This window comes from Streptomyces montanus (assembly GCF_005786655.1).
Taxonomy (GTDB): domain Bacteria; phylum Actinomycetota; class Actinomycetes; order Streptomycetales; family Streptomycetaceae; genus Streptomyces; species Streptomyces sporangiiformans.
In genome coordinates, this window is record NZ_VBZC01000097.1 from 9,698 (window position 1) to 23,832 (window position 14,135).

Annotated in this window: 15 protein-coding genes; 7 read left to right on the forward strand and 8 right to left on the reverse strand. The window is 69.8% G+C overall.

The genetic code is table 11. The features are described 5' to 3' along the window. Together FE633_RS49045 and FE633_RS44190 are read left to right on the forward strand one after the other, a co-directional pair. Positions 1-564: aldehyde dehydrogenase family protein (locus FE633_RS49045; protein ID WP_246114114.1), on the forward strand; the 564-nt coding region annotated here is incomplete at its 5' end. A 56-nt stretch (positions 565-620) separates the two neighbouring features. Continuing rightward, entirely contained in the window at positions 621-2,399 is a 1,779-nt protein-coding gene (locus FE633_RS44190; protein WP_138050811.1) for a GMC family oxidoreductase N-terminal domain-containing protein, read from the forward strand. 118 nt (positions 2,400-2,517) lie between these two features. Here the strand turns inward: FE633_RS44190 and FE633_RS44195 are convergent, their stop codons facing one another. Together FE633_RS44195 and FE633_RS47620 are read right to left on the reverse strand one after the other, a co-directional pair. Continuing rightward, on the reverse strand, positions 2,518-3,540 hold the full coding sequence (locus FE633_RS44195) for an LAETG motif-containing sortase-dependent surface protein (protein ID WP_138050812.1): 1,023 nt from the start codon (positions 3,538-3,540) through the stop codon (positions 2,518-2,520). A 145-nt stretch (positions 3,541-3,685) separates the two neighbouring features. Further along, complete coding sequence (locus FE633_RS47620) at positions 3,686-3,835, reverse strand: hypothetical protein (protein ID WP_171060381.1); 150 nt, start codon at positions 3,833-3,835, stop codon at positions 3,686-3,688. Between FE633_RS47620 and FE633_RS44200 the strand changes: the two genes are divergently transcribed. After that, positions 3,834-4,646, forward strand: coding sequence for a hypothetical protein (locus tag FE633_RS44200; RefSeq protein WP_138050813.1), 813 nt, complete (start codon positions 3,834-3,836; stop codon positions 4,644-4,646). The genes FE633_RS47620 and FE633_RS44200 overlap by 2 nt on opposite strands. A gap of 628 nt (positions 4,647-5,274) precedes the next feature. On the opposite strand, the gene FE633_RS44205 is transcribed toward FE633_RS44200, so the two are convergent. Next, complete coding sequence (locus tag FE633_RS44205) at positions 5,275-5,559, reverse strand: chorismate mutase (protein WP_138050814.1); 285 nt, start codon at positions 5,557-5,559, stop codon at positions 5,275-5,277. Positions 5,560-6,105: 546 nt separating this feature from the next. On the opposite strand from FE633_RS44205, the gene guaA reads away from it, so the two are divergent. Continuing rightward, positions 6,106-7,695, forward strand: coding sequence for a glutamine-hydrolyzing GMP synthase (gene guaA / locus FE633_RS44215; protein ID WP_138050816.1), 1,590 nt, complete (start codon positions 6,106-6,108; stop codon positions 7,693-7,695). A gap of 33 nt (positions 7,696-7,728) precedes the next feature. Here guaA and FE633_RS44220 read toward each other — a convergent pair whose 3' ends face one another. Further along, the gene (locus FE633_RS44220; RefSeq protein WP_138050817.1) at positions 7,729-8,202 is read right to left on the reverse strand and encodes a pyridoxamine 5'-phosphate oxidase family protein; all 474 of its coding nucleotides are present in this window, start codon (positions 8,200-8,202) and stop codon (positions 7,729-7,731) included. A gap of 104 nt (positions 8,203-8,306) precedes the next feature. After that, positions 8,307-8,855, reverse strand: a complete 549-nt coding sequence (locus FE633_RS44225; protein WP_138050818.1) for a hypothetical protein — start codon at positions 8,853-8,855, stop codon at positions 8,307-8,309. 249 nt (positions 8,856-9,104) lie between these two features. Here FE633_RS44225 and FE633_RS44230 point away from each other — a divergent pair, with 249 nt between their 5' ends. Further along, on the forward strand, positions 9,105-9,899 hold the full coding sequence (locus FE633_RS44230) for a class II aldolase/adducin family protein (protein WP_138050819.1): 795 nt from the start codon (positions 9,105-9,107) through the stop codon (positions 9,897-9,899). A gap of 76 nt (positions 9,900-9,975) precedes the next feature. On the opposite strand, the gene FE633_RS44235 is transcribed toward FE633_RS44230, so the two are convergent. After that, positions 9,976-10,911 (reverse strand): DUF4429 domain-containing protein, encoded by a 936-nt coding sequence (locus FE633_RS44235; RefSeq protein WP_138050820.1) that lies wholly within the window; start codon positions 10,909-10,911, stop codon positions 9,976-9,978. A 192-nt stretch (positions 10,912-11,103) separates the two neighbouring features. Here FE633_RS44235 and FE633_RS44240 point away from each other — a divergent pair, with 192 nt between their 5' ends. Both FE633_RS44240 and FE633_RS44245 read left to right on the forward strand, forming a co-directional pair. After that, positions 11,104-11,634 carry a DoxX family protein gene (locus tag FE633_RS44240; protein WP_138050821.1) on the forward strand — a complete coding sequence of 177 codons (531 nt, stop codon included), beginning with the start codon at positions 11,104-11,106 and terminating at the stop codon, positions 11,632-11,634. 127 nt (positions 11,635-11,761) lie between these two features. Next, positions 11,762-12,508: a glucose 1-dehydrogenase gene (locus FE633_RS44245; protein ID WP_138050822.1), complete on the forward strand. Its 747-nt coding sequence runs from the start codon at positions 11,762-11,764 to the stop codon at positions 12,506-12,508. Positions 12,509-12,521: 13 nt separating this feature from the next. Here FE633_RS44245 and FE633_RS44250 read toward each other — a convergent pair whose 3' ends face one another. Together FE633_RS44250 and FE633_RS44255 are read right to left on the reverse strand one after the other, a co-directional pair. Beyond that, positions 12,522-12,770 (reverse strand): hypothetical protein, encoded by a 249-nt coding sequence (locus tag FE633_RS44250; protein WP_138050823.1) that lies wholly within the window; start codon positions 12,768-12,770, stop codon positions 12,522-12,524. Beyond that, on the reverse strand, positions 12,757-14,135 hold a 1,379-nt coding region (locus tag FE633_RS44255; protein WP_425473321.1), incomplete at its 5' end, for a PspC domain-containing protein. The genes FE633_RS44255 and FE633_RS44250, both read right to left, overlap by 14 nt.

Genomic DNA, 14,135 nt, shown 5'->3' on the forward strand with positions numbered 1-14,135 from the left:
GTCGGCGAGCGCCAGCTGGAGACGGTGACCCGGCATGTCGAGGAGGCCGTCGCGAAGGGGGCGACCCTGGTCGCGGGCGGCGTCGCGCGCCCGGACATCGGCCCGTACTTCTTCGAGCCCACCATCCTCGACGGCGTCGAGGCGCCGATGGCCGTCTGCAACGAGGAGACCTTCGGCCCCGTCGTCTCCCTCTACCGTTTCAAGGACGAGGACGAGGCGGTGGAGCTCGCCAACTCCACGCCGTACGGCCTCAACGCTTCGGTCTGGACGAAGGACGGCCGCCGCGGCGCCAAGGTCGCGGCCCGGCTGCGTACCGGAACGGTCAACATCAACGAGGGCTACGCGCCCGCGTACGGCAGCGTCCAGTCGCCGATGGGCGGCATGAAGGACTCCGGACTCGGCCGGCGCCACGGCTCCGAGGGCATCCTCAAGTACACCGAGGCGCAGACCGTCGCCCAGCAGCGGCTGCTGCCGATGGCGCCGTCGCTCGGCATGGACGACGAGAAGTACGCGCAGTTCATGAGCCGCAGTCTCCGTCTCATGAAGGCATTCCGGTTCCGGTAGTCGGCCCGCCCGCACTGCGCATTCAAAGCACCGCACACTCAAAGGGGAGACAGCAGGTGCCACAGGACGCTTACGACTACGACGTCATCGTCGTCGGATCGGGCTTCGGCGGCTCGGTGACCGCCCTGCGCCTCACGGAGAAGGGCTACAAGGTCGGCGTCCTGGAAGCGGGCCGTCGCTTCACCCGCGAGAACCTCCCGAAGAACTCCTGGGACCTCAAGAACTACTTGTGGGCGCCGAAACTCGGCATGTACGGCATCCAGCGCATCCATCTCCTGGGCAACGTCATGGTGCTGGCGGGCGCGGGTGTCGGCGGCGGTTCGCTCAACTACGCCAACACCCTCTACGTACCGCCGAAGCCCTTCTTCGAGGACCCGCAGTGGAAGGACATCACCGACTGGCAGGAGGAGCTGAAGCCGTACTACGACCAGGCCCGGCGGATGCTCGGCGTACGGCTCAACCCCACGATGACGCCGTCCGACGTCCACCTCAAGGCGGCCGCCGAACGGATGGGCGTGGGCGACACGTTCCACCTGGCGCCGGTCGGTGTCTTCTTCGGTGACGGCGAGGACGCCGAGGGCACGGCGAAGGCCGGCCCCGGACAGCAGGTCGCCGACCCGTACTTCGGCGGCGCCGGCCCGGCCCGCAAGGCCTGCACCGAGTGCGGCGAGTGCATGACCGGCTGCCGGCACGGCGCGAAGAACTCCCTGGTCGAGAACTACCTCTACCTCGCCGAGAAGGCGGGCGCGGTGGTCCACCCGATGACGACGGTCGTCTCGCTCACGGACGACTCACAGGGCGGGTACGCCGTCGCCACCCTCCCGACCGACAAGAAGGGCAAGGGCGAGGGGCGGATCTTCAAGGCCCGCCGGGTCGTCCTCGCGGCCGGTACGTACGGCACGCAGACCCTGCTGCACCGCATGAAGGCGGGCGGCCAACTGCCGTACGTCTCCGGCAGGTTGGGCGAGCTGACCCGCACCAACTCCGAGGCCCTGGTCGGCGCGCAGACCGACAACCGGCGCTACCGCAAGGTCACCGGTGAGGCGAAGGTCGACTTCACCCGCGGGGTCGCGATCACGTCCTCGATCCACCCCGACGAGAACACCCATATCGAGCCGGTCCGTTACGGCAGGGGCTCGAACTCGATGGGCGGCCTGTCCATCGTCCAGGTCCCGTACGCGGAGCGGTCGTCGAGGGTTCTCGGCTGGCTGGCCCACGCGGCACGGCACCCCTTGCTGGTGGCCCGCTCCCTCTCCAACCGCCGCTGGTCGGAGCGCACCATCATCGGCCTCGTCATGCAGTCACTCGACAACTCCCTGACGACGTATCTGAAGCCGAAGGGCGCAGGCAAAGGCCTGCTGACAGCCCGGCAGGGACACGGCGCGCCCAACCCCAAGCAGATCAGGGCGGCTTCCGAGGCCGCTTCGGCGATCGCCGCGGAGATCAACGGCTTCGCGGGCAGCAACGTGGGCGAGCTGATGGGCACGCCGCTCACGGCACACTTCCTCGGCGGCTGCCCGATCGGCGCGTCCGCCGACGAGGGCGTCATCGACCCGTACCACCGGCTGTTCGGGCATCCGGGCATCTCGGTCGTCGACGGCGCCGCGGTCTCCGCGAACCTGGGCGTCAACCCGTCCCTGACCATCACCGCCCAGGCCGAGCGCGCCATGTCGTACTGGCCCAACAAGGGCGAGGCGGACCCGCGTCCGGCGCCGGGGGCCGCGTACGAGCGACTGAAGCCGGTCGAGCCCCGGTCGCCCGCCGTCCCCGCGGACGCTTTCGGCGCGCTGAAGCTGCCGTTCCTGGGGATGCCGGCGGTGCCGCCGAAGGAGTAACCCCGGCACGTACCCGTCCGGGAAAAAGGACCCGCACTCCGGGAAAGACGAAGGACCTGCGCCCCCCTCCGAGCGCAGGTCCTTCAAAGCGTTACGCCTTACGCGTCAGCATCGAGCCTTACGCGTCGCTGCCGGCCTTGCGGCGGCGCACGGCGAACACGGCGCCCGCACCGGCGACGAGGGCGACACCGCCGACGAGGCCGACCATCGGCAGGGCGGAGCTGGAGCCGGTCTCGGCGAGGTTGCCCGTCGGCAGGTCGGAGACGCTGCCCTGCGGCTTCTTCACGGAGTCCTTGGGGCCCTTGTCAGTCGGCTCGGCCTCGCCCGGGTTCGGGTTCGTGGAGCCGGCCTTCAGGACCTCGAAGTCGTACTGGGCCCAGCCCTCGGCGATGCAGTCCTGGCCCTTGATGTTGTCCAGGTAGGCGCCCGAGCCGAAGGAGTAGGCGTCGCCGGCGGGGGCCTTGGCGTCGATGCTGACGCGCAGGTCGACCTTCTCGCTGGCCTTCGCCTTCAGCTTCTCGACGAAGAAGAAGTAGTCACCGGCCCAGGACTCGTCGCCGATGCGCTCCCACTTGCCCGACTCGGGGTTCTTGAACTGCAGGTTGACGTACGGGCTCAGGAACTTCGCCTCGTCGAGCTCGTAGTTCTCGATCTCGGCGTAGAAGGCGACGCCGCTGATGTCGGCCTTCGAGTCGTTGGTGACGACCAGGTTGAAGGAGTGGAAGCCGTCGCCCGCGACGATCTTGCCGGGCAGGCCCTTGATGTCCGCGGAGACCTTGGCATCGCCGAAGTTCTCGTCCAGGTCCTCGCAGAACGGGACGTCCGGGTCGCCCGGGTCCTCGCTCGGCTCGGGCGTCGTGCTGGCCGTGGGCGACCCGGACGCGCTCTCGGTCGCGGATGCGGACGCGGACGGGGACGCCGTGGACGAGGGGATCTCGCTGGTGGGGGCAGCCGTCGGGCTGGACGTGTCGGTGGCGCTCGCGGACGCGGACGGGGTGGGCGTCCCGGTCGCGGTCTCGGACGCAGTCGGCGACGGCGACTCCGATTCGGTGGCGAACGCGGACGGTGCGGCCGAAAGCAGTGCGAGTGGTGCTATGACGGCCGTCGCGGCCGCTGCGGCCATGGCACGGCGAAGCTTCATCAAGACCTCAGAAAGTCCGGCGTACCGCGGCGTGGCGGTACGAGTAGTGGAGACCGCCGCGTGTGGGGGCCGCGGGTGTGGCCGTAGGTTCCGCAAGTGAGACACGGGACAGTGGTGAATGGTTGTAGCTGCATTCACAGAATCCTCATGTGGCGTGCGCCACATTGAGCCCGTCGAGCGGCGCGCACTTGACCGGGCAGGCTTTGAGGCATCCGGCACGGACGGCCGGGTGCGGCTCGTGGAGAACGAAGGTCACGAAGGTGGGGAACGTGAAGGCAAAGGTGTCGCGGATCATGGCGGCCGCATCGGCCGTGGTCGCCCTGGGATGCACCGCGGCGTGCGGGGGAGGCGGCGGGGGCGGCGAGGATGGCAGCGACGCCGAGAAGAAACCGTCGAAGGGAGCCGCGCGGGCGGCCGACGACGCGAAGGAGCCCGTGGAGGAGCCGACCGAGGAGTCCGCTGAGGAGACCGCGCAGAAGCCGGAGCGGGATCGGGAGCGGGATCGGGATCGGGAGCGAGGTCAGGACGCGCCCCTGACCAAGGCTCAGCTGAAGAAGGCCGCACTCGCGACGGGCGACGTCAAGGGCTTCCAGGTCGCGGAGATGCCCGCGGCGGACATCGTCAAGGACTCCGTTCCCGCACACCCGGCCGCGTGCCAGCCGATGGCGGACATGTTCCTCTATACGACGAACCCGACCTCGGAGGCGTCCCTCGGCCGCACGTTCGCCGCAAACGACGCACAAGATGCCTCGACGACCTCGCTCACGCTGCTGTCGTACACGAAGGGCGACGCCGACAAGGTGCTCTCCGGGCTGCGGACGGCGGCGAAGAAATGCACCGCGTACAAGCACACCGGCTACCAGTACACCGGGGTCAAGCCGTCGGCCGACCCGGAGCTCGGCGACGAAGCCGTCGCGTACCGACTGATGACGTCGATCGAGGGCCTGAAGGCGCCGGCGGCCTTCACCGTCGTACGGAGCGGGACGACCGTGGTGGCCTTCAGCACGATGGCCGTGTCGGACCCGGACAAGGTCAAGATCCCGTCCGTGATCATCGAGGCGCAAATGGAGAAGCTGAAGAAATTGGAGAAACCGGAGAAGCGGTGAGCCCAGGCAAGTAGCTGTGAGTCCAGGCAGGCGAAGGGCCCCGCGGGACGGATCCGCGGGGCCCTCCTTGGTCAGCACCGACGTCAGGGCAGCGTCGGTGCCTGGGGAGCGGCGCCGGGGGGTAGCGCCGCTGGTTCCGGTGCTTTCGGTGGTTCGGGTGGTGCGGTGGTTCCGGTGGTGCGGATGGTTCAGACGTCCACGGGTCTCCGCCCCGGCGCACGTGGGGAGCGTGCGTGGTGTAGACCATTGGCAGTGAGGCGATGCAATGCGGTTGTCTGCGTCGGGACCGGGTGCTGTTCGATTTGGCTGCCCTACGCATCGTGCTTGATGGGCCGCGGCCTCCGCAACCGTTTCGACCGCCCTGGCACGGATTCCGCAGGTCGGCTCCGGGCGTCCCCGGAGCCGACCTTCTCTTGCGTGACCGGGCTGCTGTCCCCTGCCGTCCGGTCACTTCTGCCGGAGCGAGGTCCCACGACGCACGTCCGCACGCCTCATCTCGCTCCAGCGGAGCCACGCGTGGTTGTTCGGGCCCGCCCCTGGCTGGCACGGACATCGGGACCAACGAAGCCCATTGCGAGCGGTCACGCGCCGTACGGGTGAGGGGCGTGGGTACGTGCGTGCGCCGGACTCAGATGCGGCCCCGGCACAGCTCCAGCAGCGTCATCGCCAGCGACGTGCCCGGCTTGCCCAGCGCCTCCCTGTAGTGGCCGAGGATCTCCATCTCGCGCGACAGGTTCACCCGTCGGCCGCCGGAGGCGATCCGTGCGTCCTGGACGACGGCCGAGACGGCCATGCGTTCCTGTACGAGGCCGATGATCCGGTCGTCGAGTGCGTCGATGCGCTCTCGGGCACCGGTGATCACATCGGCGGCCTCGTCGGTACGGGCGCCGGTCTTGTCGAGTACGTCAGCCATGGGTGGGGCTCCTCTTCGGTTTCGGAGGGCTGCCCCGGGGCGGCAAGGTCCGGATACGCCAGGCGCCCCGGGCCTTGTCGGCCCGGGGCGCCTGGGAAGTCGCTTGTCAGTTGCTCAAGCAGCACGACCATGGCAGCCGGTGGGCCGGTTGCCATAGGTAAAGACGAAGGTCTGGTGCTTGAGCATGCGGGCAGTATGCCCGCCCGGCGGGTCCACTCCAAGTCTGGTTCGGATCGTGAGATGGCCGGTCCTTGGGGGCTGGGGCCTAAGGGTTTTTCGCCCCCGCCGCCCCTACCCGTCCCATCCCGTTCCTGGGGGCTCCGCCCCCAGACCCCCGTATCGGCCTGGCGGCCTCGTCCTCAAACGCCGGACGGGCCGGGTATGTCAGCCCCTCCGGCGTTTGAGGAGCGGGGTCTGGGGCGGAGCCCCAGGGGATGGGAATGGGTAGGGGCGGCGGGGGCGAAAAACCCTGCCGCGGGCCCCCCTCCCACAGTCCCCGTTAGAATCGGCAGCACAGATCCCCGCTAAACCGCCGGAAGGCAACCCGTGCCATCAGCGAACCCCGCTGCCGCCACCCCCGACACCGTCCTGGTCGTCGACTTCGGTGCGCAGTACGCCCAGCTCATCGCCCGCCGAGTCCGCGAGGCCCGGGTCTACAGCGAGATCGTGCCGAGCACCATGCCGGTCGCCGAGATGCTCGCCAAGAACCCGGCGGCGATCATCCTCTCCGGCGGCCCCTCGTCGGTGTACGCGGAACACGCCCCGAGCGTCGACCGCGCCCTGTTCGAGGCCGGTGTCCCCGTCTTCGGCATCTGCTACGGCTTCCAGCTGATGGCGACGACCCTCGGCGGCACCGTCGACAACACGGGCGCCCGCGAGTACGGCCGTACGCAGCTGCACGTCTCCAAGTCCGGCTCCACCCTCTTCGAGGGCACCCCGGACGAGCAGTCGGTGTGGATGTCCCACGGCGACGCGTGCAGCGAGGCCCCCGAGGGCTTCACCGTCACCGGGTCCACGGACGTCGTCCCGGTCGCCGCCTTCGAGAACGATGAGAAGAAGCTCTACGGCGTCCAGTACCACCCCGAGGTCATGCACTCCACGCACGGCCAGCAGGTCCTGGAGCACTTCCTCTACCGGGGCGCGGGCCTGACCCCGTCCTGGACGACCGGCAGCGTGATCGAGGAGCAGGTCGCCGCGATCCGTGAGCAGGTCGGTACGAAGCGCGCCATCTGCGGGCTCTCCGGCGGTGTGGACTCCGCGGTCGCCGCGGCCCTCGTACAGAAGGCCATCGGCTCCCAGCTGACCTGCGTGTACGTCGACCACGGTCTGATGCGCAAGGGTGAGACCGAGCAGGTCGAGAAGGACTTCGTGGCCGCGACCGGCGTACAGCTGAAGGTCGTGGACGCGGAGGAGCGGTTCCTCACCGCGCTCAAGGGTGTCTCGGACCCCGAGGAGAAGCGGAAGATCATCGGGCGCGAGTTCATCCGGGTCTTCGAGCAGGCGCAGGTGGAGATCATCGCCGAGGCGAGCGGCTCCGACGAGGCCGTCGAGTTCCTGGTCCAGGGCACCCTCTACCCGGACGTGGTCGAGTCCGGTGGTGGTACGGGCACGGCCAACATCAAGTCCCACCACAACGTGGGCGGGCTCCCCGAGGACCTCGAGTTCCAGCTGATCGAGCCGCTGCGCAAGCTCTTCAAGGACGAGGTCCGGATGGTCGGCCAGGAGCTCGGCCTGCCGGACGAGATCGTCCAGCGCCAGCCGTTCCCGGGCCCGGGCCTCGGTATCCGCATCGTGGGTGAGGTGACGAAGGAACGCCTCGACCTGCTCCGCGAGGCCGACGCCATCGCCCGCGAGGAGCTGACCGCTGCGGGCCTCGACCGCGACATCTGGCAGTGCCCGGTCGTGCTGCTCGCGGACGTGCGGTCGGTCGGCGTCCAGGGCGACGGCCGGACCTACGGTCACCCGATCGTGCTGCGACCGGTGTCGAGCGAGGACGCCATGACCGCCGACTGGTCACGCCTCCCGTACGACGTGCTCGGGAGGATCTCGACCCGGATCACGAACGAGGTCGCGGACGTCAACCGCGTCGTGCTCGACGTGACGAGCAAGCCGCCGGGGACGATCGAGTGGGAGTGACCTCGGCCGTCACGTTCCCGGCGGCTCCCCGGATCATTTCCGCCTGACGGTGCGCACCGGCTCGCCAGGCTTCCAGATCTCGACGACCAGATACGTGTCGTCCTCGACGTAGGTCCGTACGACCTCCGTCAGCTCGGTGCGAAAGAGGTGGAACTGCTCCGGCGGTTCCACCTCTTGCGCGTACCGGGCCACCGTCTCGGGATCCGTCACCTCGACGGCCCGGCCCGCGATCCGTACGTCACCGCCCGCCATCTCCGTCCCGGACCCTGGGTTGGCCTGGAGCGCGAAGCGCGGATCGCGGTGCAGGTCCAGCGCCTTGCGCGAGTTCGGCATCATGCCGAGCCACAACTCGCCATTCAGGAAACGGACTTCGAGCCCGGTGGTGCGTGGTGAGCCGTCCTTGCGGAGGGTCGCGAGGGTGTGGTGGGTGAAGGCGCTGAAGCGTTCCTCGACCGTCTTGGCGAGATCGGGTTCGGCGGCGGTGAAGGCTGCCCAGTTCGACGTCATAGGACGAGTCTGAAGCCGATACCCGACATCTTCTGTCGGGTATCCGGGGTATGTGGCTGTCCGAGTGTCTGGGTGTCCCGGTGATCCGGGTGCCTCTTGTGTCCTCAGAGCATCCCGGCCGCTCGCAGCCGTCGCGCGAGCCGGTCCTTGCGGACGACCTCAAGGCGCAGGAAGACCGCGAACACCGCGGCCATGGCGGCGCTCGCGGAGAGCGACGCCCTCCAGCCGGCGGGTATCAGCAGCAGCGCCATCAGGACCGCGCTGGCGCTCATGAAGGCGGCCTTGCGGCGCCAGTCCAGGTCGTCGTCCAGGCAGTCGAACTCGATACGCGCCTTGAGCAGCCCGACCGCGGGGGCCGCGTCCGGCAAGGGCTTGAGGGTGCCGGGGCGCATTCCCGGCGTACGGCCCGCCGCCAGCCGGCTGAGCGCCGCCGTGCCCCGCTCGCGTGCCTCGGGGCGGGTGTCGCGGATCAGGTGGACCTGGAGCGTCTGGCCCTGCCTGCTCGCCTCCCCGTACCGGAACCCGTACTGCACGGCGATGTAGGTGAGCGCGGCCAGCCTGTGTGCCGAACCTCCGAGGTCGTCCAGTACGACGACGTCACGGGTGGCGATCTGCCGGAGCATCTCGGCGATCCGGCGCTCGGTTCTGTTCATGACTCCTCTCATGTGGCTTCCCTTTCCTCATGTCCCTCATGGCCCGACTGCTTCGTGTGCAGCACGTTTTGACCGTCTTGACGGCCCGGATTCTCTCTGGCCCGACCGCTCAGTCGGTGTCCCTCAGGCCAGACAAACGACCTCGCACAACGGTTGCGCACTCTCTTCACGAACATGACTGTTCTCCTGCGCGGACCGACGGTAACTTCCGGCCCGTAAAGATGTCCGTACCTCTGGGCTGGAGGACATATGCCCGGGCCCACGCCGCCCCTGCCCCTACCCACCGATCAGCTGCGATTCGCCATGCCGCCCATGCACGATTCGCTCGAGGACGAGCGGCGGCACCGCAAGGAGCGGCTCGCGGGGGCGCTGCGGATCTTCGGGCGGTTCGGTTTCGAGGACGGGGTCTCCGGCCATATCACCGCGCGCGACCCGGAGTTCAGCGACTGCTTCTGGGTCAACCCGTTCGGCATGCCCTTCAAGCATGTCACCGTCGGCGACCTGGTGATGGCCAACGGGGAGGGGCAGGTGGTCGAGGGGCGCTATCACGTCAATCAGGCGGCGTTCACCGTGCACGCCCAGGTGCATGCCGCCCGCCCGGACGTCGTCGCGGTCGCCCACTGCCACTCGGTGCACGGACGCGCCGTGGCCGCGCTCGGCGACCTGCTGGATCCGATCACGCAGGAGAGCTGTGCCTTCTACGAGGATCACGCGCTGTATGACGCATACACAGGTGTCGCCGTGGACGCCGAGGAAGGGCGGCGGATCGCCACCGCGCTCGGCTCCCGCAAGGCGCTCGTGCTGCGCAACCACGGCCTGCTGACCGTCGGCGACTCGGTCGACGCGGCGGCCTGGTGGTTCCTGTCCATGGAACGCTCCTGCCAGGTCCAGCTCACCGCCCGCGCGGCGGGCCGGCCGCTCCTCATCGACCACCGCCAGGCGGTGGCGACGCGTGAACAGCTCGGCGGTGACCTGGTGGCGTGGATCAACTATCAGCCGCTGTGGCAGGACATCAGCCGGAGCGAGCCGGATCTGCTGTCCTGAGCGCGCGTCACGGCCGGCCGGCCGTGGCAGCTCCCGGTTCGGGCGGACGGTGGCCCGTGGTGGATCACGTGGTGGCTCAGAATCCGCGCAGTACGGCGGCCTTCGTCGCCGCGAACTCCTCGTCCGTCAGCACGCCGTCGCGGTGCAGCTCACCCAACTCCCTCAGCCGGCGCAGAAGTACGTCATGGTCCTCGGGCTCGGACCCGGCCTCGGCCAGGGACGGGCGCCGGCGCTGGGGCGGTACGGCGTCCCGGGCCGCCGCCGGGAGGCGCGGCGGAGCAGGGAGAACGTACTCGCCGGTGCGGGTGGACGGATGGGGGAGGCGCGCGGTGACCGCGGTGGCGACGAGCGCCGTGAGCAGATCGCGGCGGGCGCTGCCCCACAGGTCCAGGGCGAACGGGTCCTTCTCCGGCGGGAGTTTGGAGAACACCGTCTCGCGGGTCATGAAGCGCAGAAAGCCGTCCTCGTAACCGGAGTTGGGAAGCCACTCCACCTGCACGAGATCCGGCAGGTCGATGATGCGCGGGCCCGTCGCCCGCTTCACGCGGTCCGAGGACTCGCTCCAGTCGATACGAACCTGGATGCCGTCGAACGACACCGTGCCGTCGCTGGAGCGGACGGACACCGGCACGGGAGGGCCCGGCAGCAGGTATTCTTTCGCGGCTTCCTTGGGGATCTGCTCGAGGAGCAGGGCGCGGCGTATCTCCTCGGCGACGTACTCGGCGACGCCCGAGCGGTCGATGTCCACCGTCAGCCGGTACGGGTCGGCCGCGTCGGGAAGGCGCCCGCCGGTCGCCTGAAGCAGCGGGTCGGCGCCCTCACGGAGCCTCAGGCGCAGGCGGCCGCGTTTGCGTTCGGGCTCGTAGACGACGCTTGCGACCGCTTCGAGCGGCACGGCGACCTCTCCGTAGGTCTGCCGGAACAGCGGTACGGAGCGGTGGAGTCCCGGCGTGATCCGGACCGTGCTGCCGTCGAAGGCCCAGGTCCCGTCACGCTGGATGATCTCGGCCATACGCACATTATGGGGCGATGGGTTCGCCCATGGGGGTCTGGGAACGGAAGCTCCCGTTTCGGGAAGGGGCCGGCTGGGGGAGGGAAAAACCTGGCAGAAAAAGTTCGCCCCCGTCCTGAGCCGTCGAGCTCTGCCGCACGTATCTTCTGTTGAGGGGTGAACTGTACGGCGGGTGAGAGGCGGCCGAGGGCGATGACCCACAGCATGCGCATGGACACGCACTCCGGTTACCTGGACGACGGAGGAGGGGACTGGAGGGACACCGCCACGCGGTACGCCCTGCTTCCCCTGCGTGTCTTCCTCGGTGTCACCTTCATCTACGCGGGGCTCGACAAGATCACCGACAGCGCGTTCCTGTCCGAGGCCGGTTCCGGTTCCGTCGGCGACATGATGCGCGCGGTACGCGACTCCTCGGCGATCCCGGCCCTCGTGGACCTGGCCCTGAAGAACCCCGTCGGCTTCGGCTACGCCATCGCCGCCGGTGAACTCGCCGTCGGCATCGGCACCCTGATCGGCCTGTTCGGCCGGCTCGCCGCGTTCGGTGGCGCCCTGATCTCCCTCAGCCTCTGGCTCACCGTGAGCTGGCAGTCGGATCCGTACTACTACGGCAACGACCTCGCCTACCTGATGGCCTGGCTCCCCCTCGTCCTCGCCGGAGCATCGGTGTTCTCGATCGACGCGAGGATCCGAGCACGCCGAAGGCAGCGGGTGGGAGCCTACTGAGGCGTCGACGCCTCGGGCCGCGCACGCTCCTGGAGTCCCCTGTGTCCGCTGACGCCCCGTCATAGCCGTTACCGCGGCGGTAGGTTCGGTGTGCCGGATCATCACGGAGCGTGGAGGACACACCGACATGGCAGGGCTGAAAGGCAGGACCGCGGTCGTCACCGGGGGGTCGCGGGGCATCGGACGGGGAATCGTGGAACGCCTCGCCCGCGACGGGGCCGAGGTGGTGTTCAACTACGCCAGCAGCTCCGAGGCCGCGGAAGACGTCGTTCGCGCCGTCGAGAACGCGGGCGGCAGCGCGCGGGCGGTGCGGTTGGACCTTGCGGAGGCCGGGGCGGCGGAGCAGCTGATGGAGACCGCGGCAGAGAGCCGGTCGGGCGGCGTGGAGATCCTGGTCAACAACGCGGCCCTGAACTTCACGCCGACGCCCCTGGCCGACATCGACGAGGAGCTGTACGACCGCGTGCTGACGGTCAACCTGAAGGCCGCCTTCCTGACCGTACGGTACGCGGCCCGGCACATGCCCGACGGCGGGCGCATCGTCAACATCTCCACGCTCAACACCCACCGGGCCGCACGGGGCATCGCCCCGTACATGATCAGCAAGGGCGCCCTGGAGCAGTTGACCGCGGCGGCGGCGGTGGAACTCGGACCGCGCGGCATCACCGTCAACACGGTGTCTCCGGGTGCCACCGACACCGATCTGCTGCGCGGCACCAACCCGAAGGAGGCGCTGGACATGGTCGTGCAGCTGACGCCGCTCGGCCGGCTCGGGCAGCCGTCCGACATCGCCGACGTGGTGGCGTTCCTGGCCGGCCAGGACAGCCGCTGGATCACCGGCCAGAACATCCGGGCCACGGGCGGTCTCGCTTAGGCCCGGTCCGGTGTCAGGCCGGGCGGCGTGGCCGACCCGGTGTGGACGTGCTCCGGGAAGCCGAACGCCTGCGCCGGAGGCGTATCGCATGGGTCAGGGTGCCCGCGACCGCCGCCAGGAACAGGCCGCCGGTGACGAGAGGAATGACCGCGAACCAAGGGGTCTCCCAGAGGCCGCCCGCGTCGCCGGCGTAGATGACACCCGCGAGGGTGAGGAAGGAGCCCGCGATCAGTCGGCCGGGCTGGACGTCATGACGCAGCACGGGTCACCTCCGCTTGTCCGACGCCGACTTGGAGGGTGAGGTCGAGCGTGCCGCCGTTCTTGGTGTCGCCGGTGGGCTTCAGGGTCAGCTGCCGGTGTTTGTCGGGGGCCACGTCCACGTCCTTCTTGTCGTCGCCGGGCAGCTGGATGTCGCCGACCCCCACGTCGATGGTCAGGTTCACGGTCGCGTCGCGGGGCACGACGACTTCGAGGCGCCCCATGCCCACCTCGGCGTTCGTCGTCACGGTCCGGCCCTTGGGGAGGTCGAGCCGGGTCAGATCCAATGTGCCGACGCCGGTGCCGAGGTCGTACGCGCTCTGGACGTCCGCCATCGCGGTGGGCGTCCAGTCCGTGCGCACCCAGTGCGTGCTGATGTCCTTCGGCAGTGCCGCCGAGCCGGCCAGCAGTCCCGCCGTGATGACCGCGAGGAAGATCGACCCCGCTCCCGTACGCCCCAGGAACGCGCTGATCGCGATGCCCAGGCCGAGGACGATGAGCGCACCGGCGAGGCCGGCCTGGAGACTGGTGCCCAGGGCGTGGTCGTCCCAGGTCGAGCCGGTGCCGAGGGCGCCCGCCAGAAGGGCGAGCAGGAAGACCCAACCGCCGATCCAGCGGGGGCCGCGCGCCTTCGGCTCCCGCGCGCGGATGTCCTTGCCGTAGTCGCCCTGCGCGGGGTCGAGCGTCGCCGCGATGTCCCGGTCCCGGGCGTCCCCGGGGCCCCACAGGTAGCCCGTGCCGCCCACATACGTGCCGTCCTTGACGATCGGGTCGCGCCACCAGGAGGGGAAGGAGGCGGGGACGGGCGGGGCTTGTGCCTCCGGGGGCGCGTCGGCCGCCGCCTGTGCGGCGAGCGGGTCGGGGTCGAGGGCGCCGCGCTGCCGCGACCAGTACCCGGCGCCCGCGAGGAGCAACGCGAGTATCGCGGCGAAGCTGATCACCCCGCCGTTGCTCAGCATCGACAGGAACACCCCGCAGCCGACCAGCGCGAAGAGCACGGCCGTCAGCGCCTGGCCGTCCACCCGGCCGGTGAGCAGCTTGCGCACCTCGTTCTCGTCCTCGTCGTCGTATGCGACGAACAGCCAGGCGAAGCCGTAGAAGAGGAGGCCCAGGCCGCCGGTCGCCGAGAGCACCGCGAGCCCGATGCGGAAGATGACCGGGTCCATGTCGCACTGCCGCCCGAGCCCCGCGCACACACCGCCCAGCATCTTGTGCCGCCGGTCGCGCCGGAACTTGCGAAGGACCTCTGAAATCTCGGGCCCCGCGGGATCCTCCGCCGCGGCGGCAGGGGCGCCGGCGGCGGGTGTGGTGTCCCGCGGCTCGGCGGCCGGGGCCTCGCCGAGGCCCGTGCCGCGGCGCCGGCCGGAGC